Origin of the sequence: Micromonospora sp. WMMD736, from assembly GCF_049179015.1 — a bacterium.
GTDB lineage: Bacteria > Actinomycetota > Actinomycetes > Mycobacteriales > Micromonosporaceae > Micromonospora.
Genome location: NZ_JBMHMI010000001.1, coordinates 1,210,315 through 1,234,410, shown reverse-complemented (window position 1 = coordinate 1,234,410; position 24,096 = coordinate 1,210,315). Strand labels below are relative to the sequence as shown.

Below are 24,096 nucleotides of genomic sequence, written 5' to 3'. Positions count from 1 at the left end.
GTTTATGATCGACGACCCCGACAGGGAACACGGAAATCAGGGCCGTTCGGTTCGACCGGGACAAAAGGTGAGGTGTACGAGGGTGAACCGCGAGGCGTACGCCTGCTGGGTGCGCGAACCCGGCGCGGCGGAGATCCGGCCGGTGTCGCTACCCGTCCCGGGCCCCGACGAGGTGCTGGTCCGGGCGCGCTACTCCGGGGTCAGCCGGGGCACCGAGACGCTGGTGTTCGCCGGTCGGGTGCCCACCGACCAGTACGCGGCGATGCGCGCCCCGTTCCAGGAGGGCGACTTCCCCGGCCCGGTGAAGTACGGCTACCTCAGCGTCGGCGTGGTCGAACAGGGACCGCCGGACCTGCGCGGGCGCACGGTGTTCTGCCTGCACCCGCACCAGAGCGCGTACGTCGTGCCGGCGAGCGCCGTGGTGCCGGTGCCGGACGACGTGCCACCCGCCCGCGCCGTGCTCGCCGGCACGGTGGAGACCGCCGTGAACGCCCTGTGGGACGCCGCGCCCCTGGTCGGCGACCGGGTCAGCGTGATCGGCGCGGGCATGGTGGGCTGCTGCGTCGCGGCGCTGCTGGCGCGGTTCCCCGGTGTGGACGTCGAGCTGGTCGACACCGACGCCCGCCGGGCGGGCGTGGCCGGTGCGCTCGGCGTCCGGTTCGCCCGACCCGCCGACGCGACCGGCGACCGGGACCTGGTCGTGCACGCCAGCGCCACCTCCGCCGGCCTGCAACAGGCGCTGGACCTGCTCGCGCCCGAGGGCGAGGTCATCGAGCTGAGCTGGTACGGCGACCGCCAGGTACAGGTGTCCCTCGGTGGGGCGTTCCACTCGGGACGGCTCACCGTCCGCAGCAGCCAGGTCGGCATGGTCGCGCCCGCCCGGCGCGGTCGCCGCAGTTACACCGACCGGTTGGCGCTGGCCCTGGACCTGCTCGACGACCCGGCGTTCGACGCGCTGATCACCGGCGCGTCCCGGTTCCCGGAACTGCCCGACGTACTCGCCCGACTGAGCTCGGGCGACCTGCCCGCCCTCTGCCACCTCATCACCTACGACGACGGGGAGTGACCATGTTCAGCGTGACCGTTCGGGATCACATGATGATCGCCCACAGTTTCCGGGGCGAGGTGTTCGGCCCGGCCCAGCGCCTGCACGGGGCGACGTTCGTGGTGGACGCGACCTTCCGCCGGCCCGACCTGGACGCCGACGGCATCGTGGTGGACATCGGGCTCGCCACCGAGCAGCTCCGGGCCGTGGTCGGGGAGTTGTCCTACCGCAATCTCGACGACGAGCCCGCGTTCGCCGGAATGAACACCACGACCGAGGTGCTGGCCCGTACCGTGGCCGACCGACTGGCCGAGCGGGTGCACGCCGGTGACCTGGGGGCCGGCGCGCGGGAGCTGGCCGGCATCACCGTCACCCTGCACGAGTCACACGTCGCCTGGGCCAGCTACGAGCGGTCGCTGTGATCGACGCGGGCCGGCCGATGCCGGCCCACGCCCCCGACGCTCGGCGCGGACGTACGGTGCACGTCGTTCTGCCCGGGGACATCGACGACCCGGGCGCGCCCAGCGGTGGCAACACGTACGACCGGCGGGTCTGCGCCGGGCTCGCCGAGCGTGACTGGGCCGTGCACGAGCACCCGGTACCCGGCGCGTGGCCGCACCCCGACCCGGCCGACCGGGCCGCGCTGGCCCGGCTGCTCGCCACCATGTCGGACGACGCCGTGCTGCTCGTCGACGGCCTGATCGCCTCGACCGTGCCGGACCTGCTCGCCCCGCACGCGACGCGACTGCGCCTGGTTCCGCTGGTGCACATGCCGCTCGACGACGAGGCCGAGGGCCGCGCGCTGGCCACCGCCCGAGCCGTCGTCACCACCAGCGAGTGGACCCGCCGACGGCTGCTGGCCTGCCACGCGGTGCCCGCCGGGCGTGTCCACGTCGCACCGCCCGGGGTGACGCCCGCGCCGGTGACGACTGGCGGCAGCGCGACCGGTGACCGGTTGCTCTGCGTCGCCGCGGTCACCCGCCACAAGGGTCACGACCTGTTGGTCGACGCCCTGTGCGTGCTGGCCGAGACGCCGTGGACGCTGGTGTGTGCCGGCACGCTGACCCGGGAACCCGAGCTGGTGCGCCAGCTGCGCGACCGGCTCGCCGGTGCCGGCCTGGCGGAACGGGTCCGGCTGGCCGGCCCGCTGACCGGCCCGGCGCTCGACGCCGCGTACGCCGCCGCCGACCTGCTGGTTCTGCCCTCCCGGGGCGAGACGTACGGGATGGTCGTCACCGAGGCCCTCGCGCGGGGCGTGCCGGTGCTGGGCACCGACGTGGGGGGCCTGCCCGAGGCGCTCGGTCGCGCCCCCGACGGCGTCGTGCCCGGTCTGCTGGTCCCACCGGACGATCCGGCCGCCCTGGCCGGCGCGCTGAGCCGGTGGCTGGGCGACGAGGAGCTGCGGTCCCGGCTGCGACGCGCCGCGCTCGCCCGCCGCGACACCCTGACCGACTGGCCGGTGACGACCGCGCGCCTGGCCGCCGTGCTGGAGGAGGTGACGGGGTGACCGTCGAGGAGACCCTGCCGTTCGCCGAGTGGCTGCGGCTGCGCGAGCCGGCCGACGCGGCGGCCCGCGCCGCCGACCTGGTGGACGCCGTCCGCCCCCGGCTGGCCGGCCACGACCCGATCGTGATCCACGACCTGGGCAGCGGCACCGGTTCGATGAGCCGCTGGCTCGCTGCCCGGCTGACCGGCCCCCAGCGGTGGGTGCTGCACGACCGGGACGCCGACCTGCTGGCCCGGGCCGCCGACAGCATGGCGGGGGTGACCGCCGCCGACGGAGCACCGGTCACCGTCCACACCCGCCACGGCGACCTGACCCGGCTGAGCGCCGCCGACCTGTCCGACGGCGCGCTGGTCACCGCGTCCGCGCTGCTGGACATGTTGACCGCCGAGGAGGTCGAACGGGTGGTCAGGGCCTGCGTCGACGCCGGCCGTCCCGCCCTGTTCGCGATCTCGGTGACCGGGCGGGTCCGGCTCACCCCCGAGGACCCGCTCGACGCCGCAGTCGAAGAGGCGTTCAACGCGCACCAGCGGCGTACCGTCGACGGCCGCCCGTTGCTCGGCCCGGACGCCGCCGCCGTCACCGCCGCCGCCTTCGCCCGGCGGGGCGTGCCCGTGGTCGAGCGGCCCACGCCGTGGCGGCTCGGCCCCCAACAGGCCGACCTGGCCGCCGAGTGGTTCCGGGGCTGGCTGGGCGCGGCCTGCGAGCAGCGGCCCGACCTGGCCGGCCCGGCCGGCGCGTACGCCGAACGTCGGCTGGCCGAGGCGGCGGCCGGCCGGCTGGAAGTAGTGGTCGAGCACCGGGACCTGCTGGCCGGCGGATGAACCATCCACACCCTGGGTACGTGCACTAAGAGAGTGGACGATCATCAGGGAGGACCGGCGTCGATGGTGTGGGCCTGGGCACGAGTGGTCGGCGGGGTAGGCCTGCTCGCCGTCCTGCTGTGGCAGGTGGGCGGCAGCGCGTTCCTCGTCGGCGTACGGCTGATCGACGCCCCGGCGCTGGCCGCGGCCCTGCTCATCGGCGCGCTCACCACGGTCTGCGCCGCGTGGCGGTGGAGTCTCGTCGCCGGTGGCCTCGGCGTGCGGCTGCCACTCGCGACCGCGGTGGCGCACTGCTACCGGGCCGTGTTCCTCAACGCGACCCTGCCCGGCGGGATGCTCGGGGACGTGCACCGGGCGGTGCGCCACGGCCGCGACGCCGGCGACGTCAGCCGGGGCATCCGCGCGGTCGTCTGGGAACGGACCGCCGGTCAGGTGGTCCTGGTGGGCGTCGCCCTGGTCGTGCTCGCGGCGTTCCCGTCCCCGGTGCGTCCGTACCTGCCGGTCGCCGCCGCGCTGCTCGTGGCGGTCGGGCTGGCCGCCGTACTCCTGGCTCGGCTGTCGCCCGGGACCGGACGGTCCCGGTGGGCGCGTGGCGTGCGGACCGCCGTCGCCGACGTGCGGGCCGGGCTGCTGGGCCGGCGGACCTGGCTCGGCGTGCTGGTCGCCTCCGCCGTGATGGTCGCCGGTCACCTGGCCACCTTCCTGGTGGCGGCCCGGACCGCCGGGTCCGACGCGCCGCTGACGAGGTTGCTGCCCCTGACCCTGCTCGCCCTGCTGGCGATGGGCCTGCCCCTGAACGTCGCGGGCTTCGGCCCCCGCGAGGGGGTGGCCGCCTGGGTGTTCGGCGCGGCGGGTCTCAGCGCCTCCGAGGGTGTCGCCACCGCCACCGTCTACGGCGCGCTCGTGCTGGTGGCCAGCCTGCCCGGTGCGGCCGTGCTGCTCGCCCGGCGGGCCCGCGAACCCACCACCGATCGGGAAGCCGCCTCGGTTGGCGGCTGTTGATTCAGTGGTGAAACGGTACGCGTCGCCGCCGTCCCGCGGCGCCGGACGAAGGAGTCCCATGCCCGAAGCACTGCCGGTTGCCACGGTCCGTACGCAGGTCACGGTGCCGTTGGCGTTCCCCGACGGCTACACCACCACCGTCCGGGTGTTCACGTTCAAGGGGCTGGTGGACGGTCGTGAACACCTCGCCCTCGGCCTCGGCGACTGGGCGGGCGCGCTGGACCGGGCCGCCGCCGGTGGCGAACCGCCGCTGGTCCGCCCGCACAGCGAGTGCCTGACCGGGGACGTGTTCGGCAGCCAGCGCTGCGACTGCGGGCCGCAACTGCGCGAGGCGGTGCAGCGGATCACCGAGACCGGCGGGTTCCTGCTCTACCTGCGCCAGGAGGGCCGGGGCATCGGCCTGTACGCGAAGCTCGACGCGTACGCCCTCCAGGACGCCGGCCTGGACACCTACCAGGCCAACGTGGCGCTGGGCCGGGGCGAGGACGAGCGCGACTACACCGCCGCCGCGCAGATGCTGGCCACGCTCGACGTGCCACGCGTACGCCTGCTCAGCAGCAACCCCGACAAGGCCGAACAGTTGACCCGGCTGGGCATCGACGTCGTGGAACGCGTCCCCACCAGCATCTTCCTCTCCCCGGCCAACGCCGACTACCTGGCCGCGAAGGCCGCCAAGGCGGCCGAGGTCGAGGCGGCGGAGGCGGCAGCGGCCGAGGCGCAGGCGGGCCCTGACCGGTCCGTAGCCCGGTGAGCTGCCGGCCGGCGTCGCCACGGCCCTACGTGCTGCTGAGCTGCGCCACCTCCATCGACGGGTACATCGACGACGCCTCCGACCACCGTCTGTTGCTGTCCAACGAGGACGACCTCGACCGCGTCGACGCGGTCCGGGCCGGCTGTGACGCGATCCTGGTCGGGGCCGCCACCGTCCGCCGCGACGACCCCCGCCTGCTGGTGCGATCGGCGGCCCGGCAGACCGAACGGGTGGCGGGCGGCCGACCTGCCTCGCCGGCCAAGGTGACACTGACCGCACGCGGGGACCTCGACCCGACCGCCCGGTTCTTCACCGCGGGCGACTCCACCCGGCTGGTCTACTGCGCCACCGGCGCGCTGGACAAGACCCGGGAGCGGGTCGGCGGGGTGGCCACCGTCATCGACGGGGGAGAGCCGGTCGACCTCGGCTGGGTCCTGGCCGACCTGGCGGCACGGGGTGTACGCCGCCTGATGGTCGAAGGTGGCGGGACGGTGCACGCCCAATTCCTCACCGCCGGCCTCGCCGACGAGCTGCACCTGGTCGTCGCCCCGTTCTTCGTCGGCGACCGTCGGGCGCCGCGCTTCGTCGACGAGGGCCGCTTCCCCTGGCACCCGGGCCGCCGGGCCCGGCTGGCCGAGACGCGCCAGATCGGCGACGTGGTGCTGCTGCGCTACGCGCTCTCCGACCGCTGCCCCGACGACTGACCACGACGCCGCAGCGCGTACGTCAGCGCGCTGAGCAGGAAGAGCGCCCCGCTGAGCGCCAGCCAGCGCAGCAGGTACGGCCGCTGGGTCTGGCCGGTGGCCGCCTCGTGGGTCGTCTCGCCCCAGCGCAGGATGCCGGGGGAGTAGACCAGGAACAGCAGCGCCGTGCCGAGCGCCGGCACCCGCACGTGATTGAGCAGCGCGACCCGACCGCGTGCCGCCGCGCGCAGCACGCGGTCGATGCTCGCGTACACCGGGAACAGCACCAGGTCGTGCGCGACGACCGCGCCGACGAACCAGAGCAGCATCCGGCCGAACGTCGCCTCGTCGGCGAGGCGGAGCGCCACCCAGCCGGCGAGCACGATCACCACCGTCACCAGGGCGAGATGCCAGGAAGCGGCGCCGTAGGCCGCCCGCAGCCGGCTGGTCGGCCCGGGCTTCGGCCCGACCCGCTCAGTCATCGGTCCGCCCCCGGAAGTCGATCTCGGCGACCCACTTGGTGCAGTGCACGCCGGGCAGGGCGGGCACGATGACCCGGGCCGGGTAGCCGTGGTCGGGGGAGAGGTCGACGCCGTTGACCCGCAGGGCCAGCAGCGAGTCGGGATCGAGGACCTGGTTGGCCGCGAGCACCGCGGTACGGAACAGCCCGGCCTGCTCCAGTGACGACACCCGCGCCGAGGCCGGGTCGGGCACACCGGCGAGCGCGGCCAGGTCACGAAGACGTACGCCGGTCCACCGCTGCCGGGTCGACCAGCCCTCCACACAGGCGATGGGCAGCGCGGCGGTGTGCTGGGCCAGGGCCAGCAGGCCGGGTCGGTCCAGGGTCACCGTTCGCCCACCGCCGCGCAGGGTCAGTCGCCAGCTCGCGCCGGTCTGCTCGGGGCGTACCCCGGCGGCGGCGACGGTGCGGTTGACCGGGAAGCCGTTCGGTCCGGTGCCGGGCTGTCGCCCCCGGGGCAGCAGCAGCGCGGTACGCCGCAGTGGACCGTCCAGGCTCTGCCCGATGGTCAGCACGGCCAGCAGCAGCGCGCCGCCGCCCACCAGGGTCACCGCCCCGCGCCGGCTGACCGTGGCCGGCCCGGGCTCGGTCGCGACCAGACCGTCCGGGTCGGGCGGCTCCGGTCGGGTGTCGGCACGCGAGGTGCGCAGTTCCGTGCCCAGCGGACGGGACCGCAGCGCGGTCACCAACCGGGGAAACTTGATGATCACGTGCGCCACGAAGGCCGCCGTGAAGATCCACGCGCCGAAGTAGTGGGCGGTGTAGAAGTCGAAGCCGAACACGTACGAGTACTGGATGTTGAGCAGACCGGTGGCGATCTGGAACAGGATGCCGCCGACCAGCAGCAGCAGGGTGAGCCGTTCCAGCACCTGCGCCACCGAGCGGGCCGGCGGCCAGTCGAACAGTTTCGGCAGCACCGACCAGAGCTTGCCCAGCACCACCGGCACGAGCACGATCCCGAGCGTCACGTGCAGACCCTGGGTCACCCGGAACAGCCAGGACGGCCGCGTCGGCCAGTCGAAGACGGGCAGCCGCAGCCACCCCACGTCCTGCGGGAACGCCTGATCGAAACGGGGGCCGTAGGCGGCGTAGTCGAGCAGCCCCGTGACGATCACCAGGGGTAGCGCCACCAGCAGCGCCGACCCGTAGACGGCGGTGAGCCAGGGGCCGCGCAACGGGCTGCGCCAGGCGCGTTCGGCCGCGTCCACACCCGGCGGACGACGCCGGGCCAGCCCGCGCCAGAGCCGGCGCGGAGCGCCGTAGCCGTCCGCCTCCGCCGTCCGGGCCCCGCTGCCGCCCGGACCGGGCCTGCCTCCTGGCACTCGCTGCTCCCTCCGCGCGTCCCGCCTGCCGCCGCCGGTCCGTCGGGCGGCGGGCACTGCCGGCAGGTTAGACCCCAGGGGTACGGCGGAACGGGGTTTACGCATTACCGAACGCTTACCGGGCCCCGCCGCCCGTCGAGCTGTTGCGAACTCCTTACGGCTGCGCCGAACCGGTCCGCCGGGGGCCCTACCGGCCCTACCGTGTCCGACATGCGGGTACTGGTCACCGGCGCGGCCGGGTTCATCGGGTCGCAGGTCGTCGACCTGCTCGTCGGGCAGGGCCACGAGGTGGTGGCGCTGGACGCGCTCCTGCCCCAGGCGCACGGCGGGGAGCTGCCCGCCTGGTCCCGTGAGCACCAGGTGGTGCGCGGCGACGTCCGGGACGGCCCTCTGCTGGACCGCCTGCTGCCCGGTGTGGACGCGGTCTGTCACCAGGCGGCGATGGTCGGCCACGGCCTGGACCCGTCGGACGGCCCGGACTACGTCACGCACAACGACTACGGCACGGCCGTGCTGCTGGCCGCCCTGCACCGGGCCGGGATCGGCCGTCTGGTGCTGGCCAGCTCAATGGTGGTGTACGGCGAGGGGCGCTACGCCTGCCCCGAGCACGCCACGGTGCGCCCCGCGCCCCGGCGGACCGAGGATGTGGCGGCCGGCCGGTACGACCCGACGTGCCCCCACTGTGGTCGGGGACTCGAACCGGTGCTCGTGCCCGAGGACGCGCCGCTGGAGCCGCGCAGCACGTACGCCGCCAGCAAGCTCGCGCAGGAACACCTGGCCGCCGCCTGGGCCCGGCAGACCGGTGGGACGGTGTGGGCGCTGCGCTACCACAACGTCTACGGCCCTCGGATGCCCCGCGACACCCCGTACGCCGGAGTGGCGTCCATCTTCCGGTCGGCGCTGGCGGCCGGCGTGGCCCCCCGCGTGTTGGAGGACGGCCGGCAACGGCGGGACTTCGTGCACGTCACCGACGTGGCGCGGGCCAACCTGCTGGCGCTCACCAGTGACCTGCCGTCGGCCACCCTGGTGCCGGTGAACGTCTGCTCGGGCGAGCCGCACACCGTCGGCGAGCTGGCGGCCGCGCTGGCCGAGGCGATGGGTGGACCGGCCCCGCAGGTGGTGGGCGGCGCACGCGCGGCCGACGTACGCCATGTGGTCGCCGATCCGCGCCGGGCCACGGAACTGCTCGGCTACACCGCCCGGGTCGGCTTCGCCGACGGCGTGGCCAGCTTCGCCACCGACCCGCTCCGCGAACCAGCCGCCGTAGCAGGCTGACCGCACCGCCCCGCCCCGCCCCGCCCCGCCCCGCCGGGCCGGTCGTGCGCCGATCTTGCACTTTCTGCTGCGACAGATGTGGGCACACAGTCCATATCGGCAACCGAAACCGCAAGATCGACGCGTCAAGGGGCGGGGAGCGCGGGGCTGGCGGTTCTCTACGTCGCTGCCGTCCGGGGAGGGGTTCTTGGCCGCCGGGGAGGCGTTGCCGCTCCTGCGAGCGTGATGACTGTGCGGCATCTTGATGCCGCACAGTCATCACGCTCATTGAGGTGGTCGGGCATCCGGCTGTCCGCGTACACCGTGCCCCTGGCCCTACCCGCATGACCGCCGCGCGCCTGCGCCTGCGCTGCCCGCGCCGGGCCGCCCCGCGCCGCGTTGCCCGCCCCGCGCCGCCCCGCGCCGCGCCGCGTTGCCGGGACATCGCCGCCCGCACCGTGCCGTGCGGCGAGTGCGTCGCACGCGCGACCGAGCGTCGGTTCTAGGAGACCGTCCAGAGCAGGTGGTTGACGGCCAGGGCGGTGAGCGCCTGCGCGGCCAGCCACCAGCGCCGCGAGGCGGCCGGCAGGTGGGCGGTGGCCACCAGTAGCCAGCCGACGAACGGCAGCCAGATCCGTTCCACCTCCGCCTTGCTCAGCCCGGACAGGTCCGCGCCGATGACCGCCACCAGGGCCGCCAGCGGTAGCAGCACCGTGGGCCCGGCTGCGCGTACTCGTGCTGCCGCAGGCAGGGCCAACCGCCCGGCGGCCCGCCAGCCGGGCGCGGCCGCCAGCGCCCGGCGCAGCGCCGGCCCCAGGACCGGGCCGGCGCTGAGCAGCAGCGCGGCCAGGTTGGCCCACACCCAGTAGGCGTACGGGCGGTCGGCGGCCCAGCCCTGGTAGTAGCGCTGGACCACCAGCTGGTAGCCGTCCCACCAGTGGAACCCCGCCGCGACGAACACCGCCGTCACGGCCGCGACGCCGATGGCGGCGGCGAGCAGCGCGCCCAGTCGATGGGTACGGCGCAGCGCCACCACGGCCAGCGCGAGTACACCCACCAGCAGGAATCCGTACGACAGGTGCAGCGCGAAGCCGAGCACCGCGCCCCCGGCCAGGGCGGCCACGCGGCCCCGGACGGCCAGCAGCGCCAGACCGGCGGCGACCACGGCGGCGAAGATGCCGTCGGCGGAGGCACCCACCCAGACGGCCCCCGGCAGCAGCACCAGGAAGGGCACCACCGCGCGGGCCGCGTCGGGTGCGCCGAGCGCGCGCAGGGTCACCGGCACCGACACCGCGATCGTGGCGCCGAGCAGGACGCAGGCCAGCGCGGCGGCGGTGCCTCCGCCGAGGCCGACGCGGTCCAGCCAGACGAAGACGAGCAGCGCGCCCGGCGGGTGGCCGGCGGTGTGGGTGGACCAGGAGTCGGGTTGGAAGTCCACGATGCGGCTGGTGAATCCGGCCAGCATGGTCGGGATGTCGGTCACCCCGGGAACCTCGTGCAGGTACTCGGCCTGCGGGGTGAGCCGTCGGGTCAGCCCCGCCGACGCGCCGTCGACCAGGGCCAACGACACCGTCCAGGCGACCGCCGTGAGCCACGCGACAGCCAGCAGGCGACCCCACCGGGCGGTGCGGGCCCACCGGACTCCCCAGCCCACCACCGCGACCGCCACCACCAGCGCGGCCGGGCTACCCCAGCCCACGTGTGGCCGCCACGTCGCGTACAGCGGAGCGGCGTCCGCGTGCAGGCCGACGCCGCGCGCGTTGAGCAGGGCCCCCACCAGCACGGCGACGCCGAGCAGCGCCGCTTCCAGGCCCAGCACGAGGAGGTCTCCGGCGGGGCGGCGAGGTGGGGTCCGCCCGGGGGCGGCGGCGTGAACGGTGGTCGAGGCCATGACCACCGGACGGTACGGGGACAGTCCACCCCCGCGCTCGCCAATCGGCGGCCTGTCACCGGACGGTAAGAAATGCCCGGGCGGTAAGGGTTCGGTAAGCACATTCCGACCTCCGCCGGGCGGACGTCGCCCTAGCGTCGGCGGTATGGCGACTGAGATCGACGTGGTGCTGCCCTGCCTGGACGAGGCAGCCGCCCTGCCGGGTGTGCTCACCGCGCTGCCGCCCGGCTACCGGGCCATCGTGGTGGACAACGGCTCCCGGGACGGCTCGCCCGAGGTGGCCGTCCGGTACGGCGCCCGGGTGGTGCACGAAGCCCGGCGCGGCTACGGCGCGGCGGTGCACGCCGGTCTGGAGGCCGCCGACGCCGAGCTGGTGTGCGTCCTCGACGCCGACGGATCGTTCGACCCCGCCGAGCTGCCGGCCCTGGTCGCACCCGTGTCCGCCGGCACGGCCGACCTCAGCGTGGGGCGGCGTCGGCCGGTCGGGGCGGGAGTGTGGCCGTGGCACGCCCGTGCCGGCACGGCGCTGGTCGCCGCGCTGCTGCGCCGTCGGGGCGTACCGCTGCGGGACCTCAGCCCGATCCGGGTGGCCCGCCGCCAGGCGCTGCTCGACCTCGGTGTCACCGACCGGGCCTTCGGCTATCCCCTGGAACTGCTGATCCGGGCCGCCGCCGCCGGCTGGCGCATCCACGAGAGGGACGTCAGCTATGCGCCCCGGGCCGCCGGCACCCGGTCCAAGGTCTCCGGATCGGTGCGGGGCACCCTGCGGGCCACCCGTGACTTCGCCGGTGTGCTGCGGACCGTGGACGGCTCTCGGTGACCGTCCTGCTGGTGGTCGCCAAGGCGCCCGTCGCGGGGGCGGTGAAGACGCGACTCTGCCCACCGGTCACGCCGGCCCAGGCGGCCCGGATCGCCGCCGCCGCGCTGCGCGACACCCTCGACGCCGTCCGCGCCACCCCCGGTGTCACTCCCGTGCTGGCCTGGTCGGGTCGGCTGGCCGAGGCCGAGGACGCCGACGCCCTGACCACCGCGCTGCACGGCTGGTCGGTACTGGAGCAGCGCGGCACCGGGCTCGGCGAGCGGCTCGCCAACGCGTACGCCGATGTCGCTGCCGCGTACCCCGGGCGGCCGGTGGTGCAGATCGGGATGGACACCCCGCAGGTGACGCCGGGCCGGCTGACCGCGGCGGTGGCGGGGCTGCGCGCCGCCGACGCGGTGCTCGGCCGGGCCCACGACGGCGGCTGGTGGTCGTTGGGGCTGCGCGACCCACTGCACGCCCGGGTGTTGCGGGACGTGCCCATGTCGACATCCGACACCGCACGCGACACCTGGGCGGCCCTGACCGGGCGTGGCCTGCGGACCGCGCCACTGCCGGTCCTGCGGGACGTCGACGAGTGGTCCGACGCCCTCGCGGTGGCCGTCGAGGTTCCCGGTGGCCGCTTCGCCCGACAGGTCGCGGCGGTCCGCCTCACCCTGCTGCCGGAGGTCCGACGGTGAACCCCGTGGACACCGCCCCGGTGCAGGCCGCGCCGCCGGTCCGGTCGCCGTCCGCGCCGACACCGACCCGGGGGTACGACGGATCCGGCGACCCCTTCGCCGCCGCGCTCGCCGCCGACCGCCTGGCCCTGCGGCGGTGGCTGGTACACGGCGACGGTGTCCGTAGCCGGCTCCCGGTGGACCGCTGGCACGGCACGGCCGAGTCGGCGGTCGCCGGCCTCGTCGCCCGCTGCGGCGGCCCGACGCTCGACCTCGGGTGCGGGCCGGGTCGGCTCACCGTGGCGCTGACCCGGGCCGGCATGACGGCGGTCGGCGTGGACGTCTCGCCGACGGCGGTGCGGCTCACCCGGGCCCGTGGCGCGGTGGCGGTGCACGGCGACGTGTTCGGGCCGCTGCCCGCCGAGGGCCGATGGGCGCACGCGGTCCTGATCGACGGGAACATCGGCATCGGCGGGGAGCCGGTGGCGCTGCTGCGCCGCTGCCGGGACCTGCTCGCACCGGGTGGCACGGTCCTGGTCGAGCTGGAGCCGCCCGGCGCGGGGTCGTGGCAGGGTCAGGCCCGGGTGGCCGCCGAGCAGCGGGCCGGCCGCGTGCTGCTGGGCCCGGTGTTCCGCTGGGCCCGGGTGGACGCGCGCGCCGTGCCCGCGGTCGCCGACGCCGCCGGGTTGGCGGTTCAGGACGTGTTCCGGCAGGGCCGGCGCTGGTTCGGTGAGCTGCGGGCGAACCGCTGAGAAGGCGGGGCGTCAGGCCGCCGGCAGGCGCACCACGAACCGGCAGCCACCCCCGACGTTCTGCACGTCCACCCGACCGCCGTGCGCCTCGACCAGCCCGCGCACGATCGCCAGTCCCAGACCGCCGGAACCCTCGCCACCGGGGCGGGGCGTCCGGGCCGGCTCGCCCCGGAACGCCACGTCGAACAGTCGGGGCAGGTCGTCCTCGGGGATGCCGCCGCAGGTGTCGGCGACGGCCAGCCAGGCGGCGTCGCGTTCACACCCGGCGTCCACCCGCACCGTGCCGTCGCTCGGCGTGTAGTGCACCGCGTTGAGCAGCAGGTTGCCCACCACCCGGGCCAGCTCGGGTTCGCTGGCCAGCACGGTGGGCCAGCCCGACTCGGCGGCCTCCAATCGGATGCGCCGGGCCTTCGCCAGCGGCGCGGTGCCGGCGAGGGCGTCCGAGACCACCTCGCCCAGCGGCACCGCCGACAGGGTCAGGCGCAGCGCGCCGGCGTTGATCCGGGAGAGCTCGAACAGGTCGTCGACGAGTCGGGTCATCCGATCGGTCTGCACGCGGATCCGCCGGTGGTACTCGGCGACCGTCGCCGGGTCGTCGACCACCCGGTCCTCCAGCGCCTCGGCCATCGCCCGCAGGCCCGCCAGCGGTGTCCGCAGGTCGTGCGACACCCAGGCCACCAGGTCCCGGCGGCCCTTCTCGACCCGGCGTTCCCGCTCCCGGGCCTGGGCCGCCCACACCGCGGCCGCGGCCAGGCGACGCCCGAAGTACCAGCCCACCCCCAGGCTCACCACGGCCGCCGCGGCGACCGTGAGCAGGACGACCTGGAGGTCGTGCGGAGACAGGAACATCGCCTGGGCGACGACCACCACCCCCGCCACCACGGCGACCACGGTGATGGTGAGCAGGACGCACACGTGCACCGTGATCGACCGGCGTCGCAGCAACCGCAGGGTCAGCGCGCCGAACAGGCCCACGCCGAGCGCGGCCGCGAGCGCCGCCCCGAAGATCAGTGCCAGGTCACGCATCGGACGGCTCGTACCGGTAGCCGACGCCCCACACCGTGACGATCCGTCGTGGCTCGGCCGGGTCGTCCTCGATCTTCTCCCGCAACCGGCGGACGTGCACCGTCACCGTGGACTGGTCGCCGAAGTTCCACCCCCACACGCGTTCCAGCAGCTCGGCGCGCTTGAACGCCCGCGTCGGGTGCCGCATCAGGTGGGCCAGCAGGTCGAACTCGCGCAGCGTCAGGGCCATTTCGCGGCCGTGCAGGCGGGCGATCCGAGGGCCGGTGTACACCTCCAACCCCGCGTCGCTGAGCAGCTCGGCGGCTGGCGCGGCGGGTTCGCCGGCCCGGCGCAGCACCGAACCGACCCGCAGCACCAGCTCGCGCGGCGAGAACGGCTTGCCCAGGTAGTCGTCGGCGCCCAGTTGCAGCCCGAGCACCCGGTCCGCCTCGTCGCCCCGGGCGGTCAGCATGATGATGGGTACGCCGTCCGGCCGTTCCCGCAGTCGCCGGCACACCTGCAACCCGTCCAGGCCGGGGAGCATCAGGTCCAGGACGACCAGGTGCGGCGGCCGGTCCTGGACGGCGTCGAGGGCGGCCAGCCCGTCCGCGACGTGGCTCACCTCGTACCCGGCGTGTTCCAGGTAGCGGCAGACCACGTCGCTGACCGTCCGGTCGTCGTCGACCACGAGTACCCGCTGCGCCACCGGTCACCTCCCCGCGGCCAGCCTAGCCAGGGCCGCCGACGGACCCGGAGGGGCAGACCTTGCGGTTCTCTTACGGCGCGGGGAAGGTCGGTCGGCGGCGACCCGTACGATGCTCCGGTGATTCTTCGGGGTACGGTCCGCGCCGATCGTCCGCTGGTGGTGCTCGCCGTCGGGGAGGAGGCCCGCTACCTACCGGACGAGCTGCCGGTGCTGCTCACCGGCATGGGCAAGGTCAACGCCGCCAGCGCGGTCGCGGCGGTGCTGGCCGCGGGGCCGCGTCCCAGCCTGCTGCTCAACCTGGGTACGGCCGGCGCGCTGCGCCCCGGCTGGACGGGTATCCACGAGATCGCCACCGTGCTCCAGCACGACCTGGACACGGCTCTGTTGCGTACCCTCACCGGTCAGACCTACGGCGCGCCGCTCGCGCTGGCCGCCGAGGGCGCGGTGCTGGCCACCGGCGACACCTTCGTGGCCGACGACGACGCGCGGGACCGGCTGGCGCAGCGCGCCGACCTGGTGGACATGGAGGGGTACGCGGTGGCCTGGGCCGCCGCGCAGGCCGGGGTGCCGTGTCGGCTCATCAAGCAGGTCAGTGACGAGGCGGGGGAGGGCGCGGCCCGGACGTGGCGGGAGTCGGTGGACGACTGTGCCCGCGACCTGGCCGAGTGGGTGGGCCGACACCTCGCCTGACCGGTGCCGGTCATCCGGCGCGCTTGCGAGGGCTGAGGCCTCGCGTGGTCTCCCGGTCGCCGGCACCGGGGGCCGCCACGTGCCCGGCCAGCGCGACGGCCACGATCGCGGTGACCAGCACCGGTGGCCAGCCGCCCGCCCAGGGCAGCACCAGCAGGGGCAGCAGTTGCGACGCCACCCGCCGCCACGGCACGCGGGCGGACAGCAGATAGGCGAACAGCGCTCGGCCGAGCACGAACAGCAGCGGCCCGCCGACGATCAGCATCAGCCACCGCACCGGGGTCGTGCCGGTCGGACGGTCGACGACCAGGTCGAAGGAGGCCGCCGAGAGGGCCACGCCGACCAGCAGCACGAGATGGGTGTACGGGGCGATCCGGGTGGATCGGCCGGGTACCGAGGCGGCCGCCGCCTCGAGCAACTGGCCGGCCCGGAAGACGTAGATCTGCCAGAGCAGCAGCATGATGGCGAACGCGCAGAGCAACGCGATGATCCGGGAGCGGTCGAACTCGCTGCGGCTGAGTTCCAGGGTGGGCACCAGGATGATGTCGCCGAGGGCCAGGATGACGAACTGCTGGTACCGCTCCCCGAGGTGCGCGGTGGTCCGGTCGTACTGGCCGAGCGGCACCCGGCCCAGCCACGGGGTGGGGTAGCGCGCCGCGGCCGCGAGCACGTCGATCGCGATCGCGATGGTCCAGATCCACCAGCGTTGCCTGTCGGCCGTCACACCGGCGATCCAGAGGACGCCGGACACCAGGAACCAGAACAGGAACCGGGTGGCCCGCGCCATGGCTGCCGGGTGCCGCTGCCGGTACAACGCGCTGACCAGGACGATGCCGCGTATCACGTGGGTGCCGACGTAGGCGAACGCGAAGGTCAGCGCCTGCGCCATGGTGAGCATCGGCAGCGATGCCGCCATCCCGACCGACCCGACCATGGCGACCATCAGGATCGCCTGGATCGGGCGCTGTTGTGGGTCGTAGAACTCGGTCGTGGTGGTGGTGACCGACCAGGTCCACCAGATGGCCGTGAGCATCAGGAGCACGCCCGCGCTGCGGGCCCAGGACTGCTGGTCGGCGAGCAGCTTCGAGGTCTGCGCGAGCGCGGCCACGAAGACCACGTCGAAGAGCAGTTCGAGCAGCGTCGCCCGGGTCGACCCGTCCGGCCGGCGTACCAGCGCCGCGGTGCCTCCGGTGGTCATGCCCGGCCTCCCGCCGTGTCTTGGAGGATTATCGGCGGCGGGGGCGCGGCGCGTCCCCGGATTGGCGATTCCCGCTGACCGGGGAAGAGGGCGACCGGAGGTTGCCACGCGGTCGTACCCGGGCGACGCTTGTCGACAATCCATATATTTCGATCTCCGTCGGAGGTTCGGATGCGTCGTACGCCGCTCGTCGCCCTCGTCCTGACCGCCCTCCTGCTCGTCGCGCCGGGCGCGGCGCAGGCGGCCCTTTCCGACCGTGCCGCGCCCGACGCGGCCGGCGTCCTGTCCGGGGTACGCACACCGGGCGTCGCCTGGGGTGTCGACCCGGCCAGCGGCCGGATGACCGTCACCGTCGACGACACGGTGGCGCCCGCCGAACTGGCGAGGCTGCGGGCGGTGACCGACCGCGCCGGTGCGCTGCTGCGTCGGACGCCCGGCGCGCTGCGCACCCTGATCGCCGCCGGCCAGGGCATCTACGGCGGCGGCAGCCGTTGCTCGCTGGGCGCGAACGTGCGCAGCGGCAGCACGTACTACGTGGTCACCGCCGGGCACTGCACCGCGACCGTCGGCACCTGGTACGCCGACAGCGCGCAGACCACCGTCCTGGGCACCCGTACCGGCACCAGCTACCCGGGCAACGACTACGGGCTGATCCGATACACGGGCCGGATCGCGCATCCGAGCGCCGTCTACACCTATCCCGGGCTGCTGGCGATCAACGGCCCCGGCACCGCGTACGTCGGTCAGGCGGTGTGCCGCAGCGGTTCCACCACCGGCGTGCGCTGCGGCACGGTCACCGCGCTCAACCAGACCGTCAACTACGCCACCGGCGTGGTGTACGGCCTGATTCGCACCAACATCTGCGCCGAGGCGGGGGACAGCGGCGGGCCGCTGTACGTGGCGTCCACCGGCACGATCATCGGCATCCTGTCCGGGGGCAGCGGCAACTGCACCTCCGGCGGGACGACCTACTACCAGCCGATCGCGGAGGTGTTGGCGGCGTACGGACTGACCCTGCCCTGATTGCCGTTGCGCTCTCCGCAACGGGTTGCCCACGTGGCACAACGCGCCTAGGCTCGGCGGGACCCCGGACCCCTCCCCGAGGACGTGCGCCGCCATGCCGAGCGAGCCCCGACCAGACCCCGCGACCACCTCGACCGGCCCGCCGCCGGCCGAGGTGGTCACGGTGGGCGAAACCATGGTGATGCTCTGCCCGCCCGTCGGTGAACCGCTGGAGCACGCCGAACGCGTCACCGTCTCCGTCGGCGGCGCGGAGTCCAACGTGGCCGGCTACCTGGCCCGACTCGGCCACCGGGCGACCTGGGTGAGCCGGGTCGGCGACGACCCCTTCGGCCGGTTGGTCGTCCGGCACGTGGCCGACACCGGCGTCGACGTCGACCTGGTGGCGGTGGACCCGGCCGCACCCACCGGCCTCTACGTCAAGGACCCCGGCCCCACGGCCACCGCCGTGCACTACTACCGGGCCGGCTCGGCCGCGTCCCGGATGGACGGCGACACGGTGGCCGACCCGCGGCTGGCCGGCGCGCGGGTGCTGCACCTGTCCGGCATCACCCCGGCGCTCTCGGCCTCCTGCCGGGCGCTGGTCGAGCGCGCGGTGACCGACCGACCGCTACCGGGCGCGCTGGTCAGCTTCGACGTCAACCACCGGGCCCGGCTCTGGCCCGCCGACCGGGCCGCGCCCGTGCTGCGCGACCTGGCCGACCGCAGCGACCTGGTCTTCGTCGGGCAGGACGAGGCGTACGCCCTCTGGGGCACGAGTGACCCGGCCGCCGTTCGCCGACTGCTGCCCGGTCCACAGGCGGTGGTCGTCAAGGACGGCGCGGTCTGCGCCACAGTCTTGGTCCGCGACGCCGAGCCGGTCGTCGTACCGGCCCCCCGCGTGTCGGTGGTGGAGCCGGTGGGCGCCGGTGACGCCTTCGCCGCCGGCTACCTGGCCGGGCTGCTGCGCGACCTCGACCCGACGCGACGGCTGCGCCTCGGTCACCTCGTCGCCGCGCAGGCGCTGGGCAGCACCGGTGACAGCGCGCCGGTACCACCGTGGTCGTGGTTCGAGCGGCTGCTCGACGGCCCCTGGTCGCCCCCGGACCTGACCGCCGCGCGAGCAGAGGGCTGAGCGGTGTCCGAGGGTGTCGACCGGGCGATGCGCGTGCTCGAACTCCTGGCCCGCGAGCCGGCGCAGCTCGGCGGCGTGGCCACCCACCTGGGCGTGCACAAGTCCACCGCGCTGCGGCTGCTACAGACGCTCGAGGCGGGTGGCTTCGCGCGTCGCGCCGACGGCGGCTGGACGGTGGGCCTGCGGCTGATCGACCTCGCCCAGCAGGCCCTGGACTCCCTGGACGTCCGCGCGGTGGCCCGCCCCCACCTGGCGGCGCTGGGCCGCGACTGCGGGCACACCATCCACCTCGCCCAGGTGGTCGACGACGACCTCGTCTACGTGGACAAGATCGAGGCCCGGGGCCAGGTACGCATGTACTCCCGGATCGGCCGCACCGCGCCGCTGCACGCCAGTGGGGTGGGCAAGGTGGTGCTCGCGTACGGTCCGGCGTCCCGGGTGGACCTGTTGCTCGACGGCGGCGCGCTGCCGGCGTACACCCCGGCCACCATCTGCGACCCGGCGGCGCTGCGCGCGGAACTGGCGGCTGTCGTGGCGCGGGGCTGGGCCGCCGACGACGGCGAGTTCGAGCCGCTGATCACCTGTGTGGCCGCGCCGGTCCGGCAGGCCGACGGCGCGGTCACGGCCGCGGTGTCGGTGACCGCGCCGACGGTGGTGGCCACCCTCGCCGACCTGCGCGCCCTACTACCCCGACTGCTGGCCACCACCCAGCAGATCTCCCGCGACCTCGGATGGAGTGGCCCATGACCACAACGGACTTCGCGCACATCTTCGGCGGTGCCCGGGTAATGGCGATCCTGCGCGGCCTGCCGGTCGCCGAGACGGTCCGGCTCGCCGAGCGTGCCTGGGACCTCGGCATCGAGGTGGTGGAGGTGCCGGTCGCCACCGCCGACGCGGTGCCCGCCCTGCGCGCCGCCGTCGAGGCGGGTGCCGCGCGGGGCCGGATCGTCGGCGCCGGCACGGTCCTCGACGACGAGACGGTCACGGCGGCCGCCGACGCGGGCGCCGCGTTCACCGTCGCGCCCGGCCTGGACCTCGCGGTGGCCGACGCCGCCGCCGCGCGCGGTCTGCCGCACCTGCCCGGCGTGGCCACCCCCACCGAGGCGCAGGCGGCGCTGCGGCACGGACTCACCTGGCTCAAGGCGTTCCCCGCGATCTCCCTCGGCCCGGCCTGGTTCAAGGCCATGGCCGGCCCCTTCCCGCAACTGAGCTTCGTCGCCACCGGTGGCCTCGACGCCACCAACGCCAAGTCCTTCTTGGACGCCGGCGTCCGAGTGGCAGCAGTCGGCTCAGCTCTGTCAGACCCCACCCAGCTGGACCACCTGGCCAAACTGACAACCCACCCCTGACCCCCGGCCCTCCACGCGGCGATCTTGCAGTCTCTGTCCCGACGAAAGTCGTGAATCGGGGCGCATCGGCGACAGTAAGTGCAAGATCGGCGCCGGAGGAGGGTGGCGGTTGGGGGTGGCGGGTTTGTGCCATGGCGTGAACGCGCCGGGGTGGGCGGGGTGGGACAGCCGGGCGTTGCCTTGATGCTGTGCTGCGTACCGCTCCTCGACACAAAGAGGTCATCGTGGCTCTGTCTCCCAGGCGTCGCCGATCCGGGCTGATCGCCCTCGGTACCGCCCTCGCTCTGACCGCCGGGTTCACCCCACCCGGTACGGGGGCGTCCGCCGCCCCGCCCGGCAACCCCACCCGCCCGACCGGCCAGCCGCCCGCCGCCCCGGGTCGAGCGTCGACCGTCACCCTGATCACCGGGGACGTCGTCACGGTCACCACGGCCGCCGACGGCAGCACCGTCTCGGCCGTTCGCCGGCCCGACGGCAGCACGCCGACCTTCCACCGCACGGTGCTCGACGGCGACACCTACGTCTACCCGGACGCCGCGCTGCCGTACGTCACCGGTGGCCTGTTGGACCGCCGGCTGTTCAACGTCACCGACCTGATCGCCGACGGGTACGACGACGCGCACGTCAACGGGCTGCCGCTGATCGTCACCCTCACCGACGCCGCGGCCCGCGCCCGTACCCGTCCCACCGTGGACGGGTCCGAGCTGGTGCGGCCCCTGGACAGCGTGCGGGGCGCGGCACTGAACCGCCCGCGCGAGAGCGCCGAGAAGTTCTGGGGCGCACTGACCGGCGGAACGGCCCGCCGGACCGGCGACACACCGAACCTCGCGGGCGGCATCGCCAAGGTCTGGCTGGACGGCCGGGTACACGGTGACCTCGCCGAGTCCACCGCGCAGATCGGCGCGCCGAAGCTGTGGGCCGAGGGGAACACCGCCGCGGGTGTCGACGTCGCGGTCCTCGACTCGGGGGCGGACGCCGAGCACCCGGACCTCGCCGGCCAGATCGCCGGGTCCAGCAGCTTCGTGCCGAGCGAGCCCGACATCCTCGACTACAAGGGCCACGGCACGCACGTCGCCTCCACGATCGCCGGTAGCGGCGCCGCGTCCGGTGGCGTCGAGCGGGGCGTCGCCCCCGGCGCGCGGCTACACGTCGGCAAGGTGCTCAACAGCGAGGGCAGCGGGCAGGACTCGTGGATCATCGCCGGCATGGAGTGGGCGGCCCGGGAGCAGAAGGCCCGGGTCATCAGCATGAGCCTGGGCGGTGAGGCCACCGACGGCAGCGACCCGATGAGCCAGGCCGTGGACCGGCTCAGCGCCGAGACGGGCGCGCTCTTCGTGATCGCCGCCGGCAACAGCGGCCCGGCGACCATCGGCAGCCCCGGCGCGGCGAACTCCGCGCTCACCGTGGGCGCCGTCGACTCGACCGACCACCTCGCCGACTTCTCCAGCCAGGGCCCACGCGCCGGCGACGGTGGGCTCAAGCCCGAGATCACCGCGCCGGGCGTGGACATCCTGGCCGCCCGCTCGCACCTGGTGCGCGGCGGCTCCGGCGACTACACGCTGATGAGCGGCACCTCGATGGCGACTCCGCACGTGGCCGGCACGGCCGCGCTGGTCGCCGCCGCGCACCCGGACTGGACCGGTCAGCGCATCAAGGAGGCGCTGGTCAGCACCGTAAAGGCCACCCCCGGCTACACCCCGTACCAGGCCGGGGCCGGGCGGGTGGACGCCGTCGCCGCCGTACACGCCACGGTCTTCGCCACCCCGAGCGCCTACTCCGGCTTCCAGGGCTGGCCGCAGCAGCCCGGCGGGACAGTCGACCGGACGGTCACCTACACCAACACCGGGAACGCCCCGGTCACCCTGAAGCTGGCCATCGACGCGCCGAGCGCACCGGGCGGCCTGTTCGCGCTCTCCGCCGACACGGTCACCGTGCCCGCGAACGGCACCGCCACCGTCACCCTCACCGCCGCGTACGACAAGTTGCCGGTGGAGAAGCAGGTCAGCGGCGTGATCGTCGCGACGGACGACGCCGGTACGGTCCGCGGTCGCACCCTGATCGGAGCGGGCAAGGAGGGTCAGCGGCAGAACCTGACGCTGGTCGCGAAGGACCGCGACGGCAAGCCGCTCGCCGGCAAGGTCCTGCTCACCACCGACGGCCTGTTCACCGCCGTCGACCTGCCCGAGAGCGGCACCGCGACGCTGCGGCTGCCGGTGGCGAGCTGGTCCGGTTGGCTCACCGCCGACGTGCGCGGGGTGACCGGGCCGCGCTCCAAGGGCATGGCGATGCTCAGCTTCGTCGACGTCGACCTGAGCGCCGACCGCACGGTCACCCTGGACGCGCGCAAGGCCCGGCAGGTACGGGCCGAGGTGCCGCAGGAGGCGACCGCCACCTCGCTGCGGATGGACATCCACCGCTCCACCGGCGACAGTCTCACCGAGAGTCAGGTGCTGCCCGACGACTCGTACGACAGCATGTGGGCGTTGCCGACGAGCCCCGCGGTGACCGACGGCGAGTTCGAGTTCGGCGCGCGGTGGCGGCTGGAACAGCCGGTGCTGACCGTGGCGGCCGACGGCCGGTCGTACGACGATCTGCGGGTGAAGCGCTCGACCCCGGCGTTGCCGGCGGGGCGTCGCCAGCTCGACGCGGTCTACGTCGCCGACGCGTCGGCGGCCGGGCTGGCGAAGCGGCCGGTCCGGGACCGGGCCGTGGTGGTCCGGCGCAGCGACACCGTGGACGTCGCCACGCAGGCGCAGGCCGCCGCGGCGGCCGGGGCCAAGCTGCTGCTGGTGGTCAACGACGGCGTCGGCCGGCTCCAGCCGTGGGACGAGCCGATGTGGGGCCCGGACAGCCCTGCCCCGCTGACCGTGGCGACCCTCACCGCCGACGAGGGTGACCAGCTCGTCGCCGCGCTGGAGCGCGGCCCGGTGCGGCTGACCGTCGAGTCGCACCCGGAGACGACCTACCTGTACGACGTGGCACACCACTGGTCCGGCGCGGTGCCGGCCGACCCCACCTACCGGGTGACGAAGCGGCAGCTGGCCCGGGTGGACGTGGAGTTCCGCAACTACCGGCAGGGCCGGGCGCTGGAGTTCCGTAACGACATCTGGCGGGGCTGGGCGTCGGGCAACCAGGAGCCCGCACCGGCGCAGGGTCGGCGTACCGACTGGGTGAGCGCCGACCAGCGCTGGCTCGACGACGCGTTCATCCCCGGGGAGACCGGGCAGCACCCGATGGCGGTGGCCACCTACGCGGCGAACAAGCCGAGCACGGTCACCTGGTTCGGGCCCATCCAACGCCCCCGCATGGGCGGGAGCTACGTGCCCGTGCGCTACCTGGACACCCTGTATCTGCCCGCGCCCGGGTGGGGTGACGGCGACGGGCACATCGGTGAGGCGTACGCCAACTACGACATGGTCAACCGGACCACGCTCTACCAGGGGGAGAGGGAGCTGAACTGGGGCAACGCCGAGTACCTCCAGGTGGGCGGCCTGGCGGCGCAGCGCCTGCCGTACCGCCTGGTGGTGGAGAACGACCGGGCCGCCTGGACCAACCCGTACTCCCGGCAGACCCGCACCGAGTGGGGCTTCAGCTCGGCGGCCACCGGCGCGGAGTCGTCCGAGGTGCTGCCCATGATCCAGCTCGACTACCGGGTGGCCATCGACCGCGACGGTACGGCGTCGCGGCGGGCGCCGCTCACCGTGGTGGCCTCCCAGCTGCCCGGTGTCACGGCCACGGTCGGCGCGGTGACCGTCGAGGTGTCCTACGACGACGGCACGACCTGGCAGAAGCCGCGCCTCACCCGGCACGGTGACGGCTGGCGTACCGCGCTGGACGCGCCGACGAAGGCCCGTTTCGTGAGCCTGCGGACGACCGCGCGCGACGCGGCCGGCAACACCGTGAGCCAGAGCATCACGAGGGCGTTCGGCCTGCGCTAGAAACGATCGGCCGCCGGTCGGGGTGCGCGCACCCCGACCGGCGGCCGTCGCG

The 24,096-nt window shown here is 74.7% G+C and carries 23 protein-coding genes; 17 read left to right on the top strand and 6 right to left on the bottom strand.

The genetic code is table 11. The features are described from left to right. Nucleotides 1–82: 82 nt before the first annotated feature. The 7 genes from ACN269_RS05470 (at nucleotide 83) to ACN269_RS05440 (ending at nucleotide 5,830) form a co-directional block, all read left to right on the top strand. Nucleotides 83–1,066 carry a dehydrogenase gene (locus ACN269_RS05470; protein WP_421471340.1) on the top strand — a complete coding sequence of 328 codons (984 nt, stop codon included), beginning with the start codon at nucleotides 83–85 and terminating at the stop codon, nucleotides 1,064–1,066. Nucleotides 1,067–1,068: 2 nt separating this feature from the next. After that, a complete protein-coding gene (locus ACN269_RS05465) occupies nucleotides 1,069–1,467 on the top strand; it encodes a 6-pyruvoyl trahydropterin synthase family protein (RefSeq protein ID WP_357169592.1) in 399 nt (132 codons plus the stop codon). Between the two features lie 17 nt (nucleotides 1,468–1,484). Then, nucleotides 1,485–2,552 carry a glycosyltransferase family 4 protein gene (locus ACN269_RS05460; protein WP_421476208.1) on the top strand — a complete coding sequence of 356 codons (1,068 nt, stop codon included), beginning with the start codon at nucleotides 1,485–1,487 and terminating at the stop codon, nucleotides 2,550–2,552. Beyond that, nucleotides 2,549–3,373: a class I SAM-dependent methyltransferase gene (locus ACN269_RS05455; RefSeq protein ID WP_421471339.1), complete on the top strand. Its 825-nt coding sequence runs from the start codon at nucleotides 2,549–2,551 to the stop codon at nucleotides 3,371–3,373. Before ACN269_RS05460 ends, ACN269_RS05455 begins: the two co-directional genes overlap by 4 nt. Nucleotides 3,374–3,436: 63 nt before the next feature. Then, a complete protein-coding gene (locus tag ACN269_RS05450) occupies nucleotides 3,437–4,375 on the top strand; it encodes a lysylphosphatidylglycerol synthase transmembrane domain-containing protein (RefSeq protein WP_421471338.1) in 939 nt (312 codons plus the stop codon). 58 nt (nucleotides 4,376–4,433) lie between these two features. Beyond that, complete coding sequence (locus ACN269_RS05445; RefSeq protein WP_421471337.1) at nucleotides 4,434–5,126, top strand: GTP cyclohydrolase II; 693 nt, start codon at nucleotides 4,434–4,436, stop codon at nucleotides 5,124–5,126. Next, nucleotides 5,123–5,830, top strand: coding sequence for a RibD family protein (locus tag ACN269_RS05440; protein WP_421471336.1), 708 nt, complete (start codon nucleotides 5,123–5,125; stop codon nucleotides 5,828–5,830). The genes ACN269_RS05445 and ACN269_RS05440 overlap by 4 nt, the downstream gene beginning before the upstream one ends. Here ACN269_RS05440 and ACN269_RS05435 read toward each other — a convergent pair. After that, nucleotides 5,797–6,291, bottom strand: a complete 495-nt coding sequence (locus ACN269_RS05435) for a hypothetical protein (protein ID WP_421471335.1) — start codon at nucleotides 6,289–6,291, stop codon at nucleotides 5,797–5,799. The genes ACN269_RS05440 and ACN269_RS05435 overlap by 34 nt on opposite strands. Next, entirely contained in the window at nucleotides 6,284–7,651 is a 1,368-nt protein-coding gene (locus ACN269_RS05430; protein ID WP_421471334.1) for a molybdopterin-dependent oxidoreductase, read from the bottom strand. Before ACN269_RS05430 ends, ACN269_RS05435 begins: the two co-directional genes overlap by 8 nt. A gap of 210 nt (nucleotides 7,652–7,861) precedes the next feature. Here ACN269_RS05430 and ACN269_RS05425 point away from each other — a divergent pair, with 210 nt between their 5' ends. Further along, nucleotides 7,862–8,926 (top strand): NAD-dependent epimerase/dehydratase family protein, encoded by a 1,065-nt coding sequence (locus ACN269_RS05425; protein WP_421471333.1) that lies wholly within the window; start codon nucleotides 7,862–7,864, stop codon nucleotides 8,924–8,926. Nucleotides 8,927–9,407: 481 nt separating this feature from the next. Here ACN269_RS05425 and ACN269_RS05420 read toward each other — a convergent pair whose 3' ends face one another. Continuing rightward, nucleotides 9,408–10,796, bottom strand: coding sequence for a hypothetical protein (locus ACN269_RS05420; RefSeq protein ID WP_421471332.1), 1,389 nt, complete (start codon nucleotides 10,794–10,796; stop codon nucleotides 9,408–9,410). Between the two features lie 145 nt (nucleotides 10,797–10,941). Between ACN269_RS05420 and ACN269_RS05415 the strand changes: the two genes are divergently transcribed. From ACN269_RS05415 to ACN269_RS05405, 3 genes are read left to right on the top strand one after another with little or no spacing between them, the layout of a single operon-like run. Then, nucleotides 10,942–11,616 (top strand): glycosyltransferase family 2 protein, encoded by a 675-nt coding sequence (locus ACN269_RS05415; RefSeq protein WP_421471331.1) that lies wholly within the window; start codon nucleotides 10,942–10,944, stop codon nucleotides 11,614–11,616. Further along, nucleotides 11,613–12,293 (top strand): TIGR04282 family arsenosugar biosynthesis glycosyltransferase, encoded by a 681-nt coding sequence (locus ACN269_RS05410; RefSeq protein WP_421471330.1) that lies wholly within the window; start codon nucleotides 11,613–11,615, stop codon nucleotides 12,291–12,293. The genes ACN269_RS05415 and ACN269_RS05410 overlap by 4 nt, the downstream gene beginning before the upstream one ends. Then, a complete protein-coding gene (locus tag ACN269_RS05405) occupies nucleotides 12,290–13,024 on the top strand; it encodes a class I SAM-dependent methyltransferase (protein ID WP_421471329.1) in 735 nt (244 codons plus the stop codon). The genes ACN269_RS05410 and ACN269_RS05405 overlap by 4 nt, the downstream gene beginning before the upstream one ends. 12 nt (nucleotides 13,025–13,036) lie before the next feature. On the opposite strand, the gene ACN269_RS05400 is transcribed toward ACN269_RS05405, so the two are convergent. Then, entirely contained in the window at nucleotides 13,037–14,050 is a 1,014-nt protein-coding gene (locus tag ACN269_RS05400; protein WP_421471328.1) for a sensor histidine kinase, read from the bottom strand. Beyond that, the gene (locus ACN269_RS05395; RefSeq protein ID WP_421471327.1) at nucleotides 14,043–14,735 is read right to left on the bottom strand and encodes a response regulator transcription factor; all 693 of its coding nucleotides are present in this window, start codon (nucleotides 14,733–14,735) and stop codon (nucleotides 14,043–14,045) included. Before ACN269_RS05395 ends, ACN269_RS05400 begins: the two co-directional genes overlap by 8 nt. A gap of 117 nt (nucleotides 14,736–14,852) precedes the next feature. Between ACN269_RS05395 and ACN269_RS05390 the strand changes: the two genes are divergently transcribed. Continuing rightward, nucleotides 14,853–15,425: a nucleosidase gene (locus ACN269_RS05390; RefSeq protein WP_421471326.1), complete on the top strand. Its 573-nt coding sequence runs from the start codon at nucleotides 14,853–14,855 to the stop codon at nucleotides 15,423–15,425. A 10-nt stretch (nucleotides 15,426–15,435) separates the two neighbouring features. Here the strand turns inward: ACN269_RS05390 and ACN269_RS05385 are convergent, their stop codons facing one another. Beyond that, nucleotides 15,436–16,623: a low temperature requirement protein A gene (locus ACN269_RS05385; protein WP_421471325.1), complete on the bottom strand. Its 1,188-nt coding sequence runs from the start codon at nucleotides 16,621–16,623 to the stop codon at nucleotides 15,436–15,438. A 171-nt stretch (nucleotides 16,624–16,794) separates the two neighbouring features. Here ACN269_RS05385 and ACN269_RS05380 point away from each other — a divergent pair, with 171 nt between their 5' ends. The 5 genes from ACN269_RS05380 (at nucleotide 16,795) to ACN269_RS05360 (ending at nucleotide 24,044) form a co-directional block, all read left to right on the top strand. Beyond that, complete coding sequence (locus tag ACN269_RS05380) at nucleotides 16,795–17,646, top strand: S1 family peptidase (RefSeq protein WP_421471324.1); 852 nt, start codon at nucleotides 16,795–16,797, stop codon at nucleotides 17,644–17,646. 94 nt (nucleotides 17,647–17,740) lie between these two features. Further along, complete coding sequence (locus ACN269_RS05375; RefSeq protein WP_421471323.1) at nucleotides 17,741–18,757, top strand: sugar kinase; 1,017 nt, start codon at nucleotides 17,741–17,743, stop codon at nucleotides 18,755–18,757. Between the two features lie 3 nt (nucleotides 18,758–18,760). Beyond that, nucleotides 18,761–19,504: an IclR family transcriptional regulator gene (locus ACN269_RS05370; RefSeq protein WP_421471322.1), complete on the top strand. Its 744-nt coding sequence runs from the start codon at nucleotides 18,761–18,763 to the stop codon at nucleotides 19,502–19,504. Next, nucleotides 19,501–20,106, top strand: coding sequence for a bifunctional 4-hydroxy-2-oxoglutarate aldolase/2-dehydro-3-deoxy-phosphogluconate aldolase (locus ACN269_RS05365; protein WP_421471321.1), 606 nt, complete (start codon nucleotides 19,501–19,503; stop codon nucleotides 20,104–20,106). The genes ACN269_RS05370 and ACN269_RS05365 overlap by 4 nt, the downstream gene beginning before the upstream one ends. Before the next feature lie 224 nt (nucleotides 20,107–20,330). Further along, nucleotides 20,331–24,044, top strand: coding sequence for a S8 family serine peptidase (locus ACN269_RS05360; RefSeq protein ID WP_421471320.1), 3,714 nt, complete (start codon nucleotides 20,331–20,333; stop codon nucleotides 24,042–24,044). Nucleotides 24,045–24,096: the final 52 nt, after the last annotated feature.

Coding starts and splice junctions, on each gene's coding strand:
- ACN269_RS05465 (WP_357169592.1), top strand. CDS start 1,069: ATGTTCAGCGTGACCGTTCGGGATCACATGATGATCGCCCACAGTTTC.
- ACN269_RS05460 (WP_421476208.1), top strand. CDS start 1,485: ATGCCGGCCCACGCCCCCGACGCTCGGCGCGGACGTACGGTGCACGTC.
- ACN269_RS05450 (WP_421471338.1), top strand. CDS start 3,437: ATGGTGTGGGCCTGGGCACGAGTGGTCGGCGGGGTAGGCCTGCTCGCC.
- ACN269_RS05445 (WP_421471337.1), top strand. CDS start 4,434: ATGCCCGAAGCACTGCCGGTTGCCACGGTCCGTACGCAGGTCACGGTG.
- ACN269_RS05435 (WP_421471335.1), bottom strand. CDS start 6,291: ATGACTGAGCGGGTCGGGCCGAAGCCCGGGCCGACCAGCCGGCTGCGG.
- ACN269_RS05425 (WP_421471333.1), top strand. CDS start 7,862: ATGCGGGTACTGGTCACCGGCGCGGCCGGGTTCATCGGGTCGCAGGTC.
- ACN269_RS05420 (WP_421471332.1), bottom strand. CDS start 10,796: ATGGCCTCGACCACCGTTCACGCCGCCGCCCCCGGGCGGACCCCACCT.
- ACN269_RS05415 (WP_421471331.1), top strand. CDS start 10,942: ATGGCGACTGAGATCGACGTGGTGCTGCCCTGCCTGGACGAGGCAGCC.
- ACN269_RS05400 (WP_421471328.1), bottom strand. CDS start 14,050: ATGCGTGACCTGGCACTGATCTTCGGGGCGGCGCTCGCGGCCGCGCTC.
- ACN269_RS05385 (WP_421471325.1), bottom strand. CDS start 16,623: ATGACCACCGGAGGCACCGCGGCGCTGGTACGCCGGCCGGACGGGTCG.
- ACN269_RS05380 (WP_421471324.1), top strand. CDS start 16,795: ATGCGTCGTACGCCGCTCGTCGCCCTCGTCCTGACCGCCCTCCTGCTC.
- ACN269_RS05375 (WP_421471323.1), top strand. CDS start 17,741: ATGCCGAGCGAGCCCCGACCAGACCCCGCGACCACCTCGACCGGCCCG.
- ACN269_RS05365 (WP_421471321.1), top strand. CDS start 19,501: ATGACCACAACGGACTTCGCGCACATCTTCGGCGGTGCCCGGGTAATG.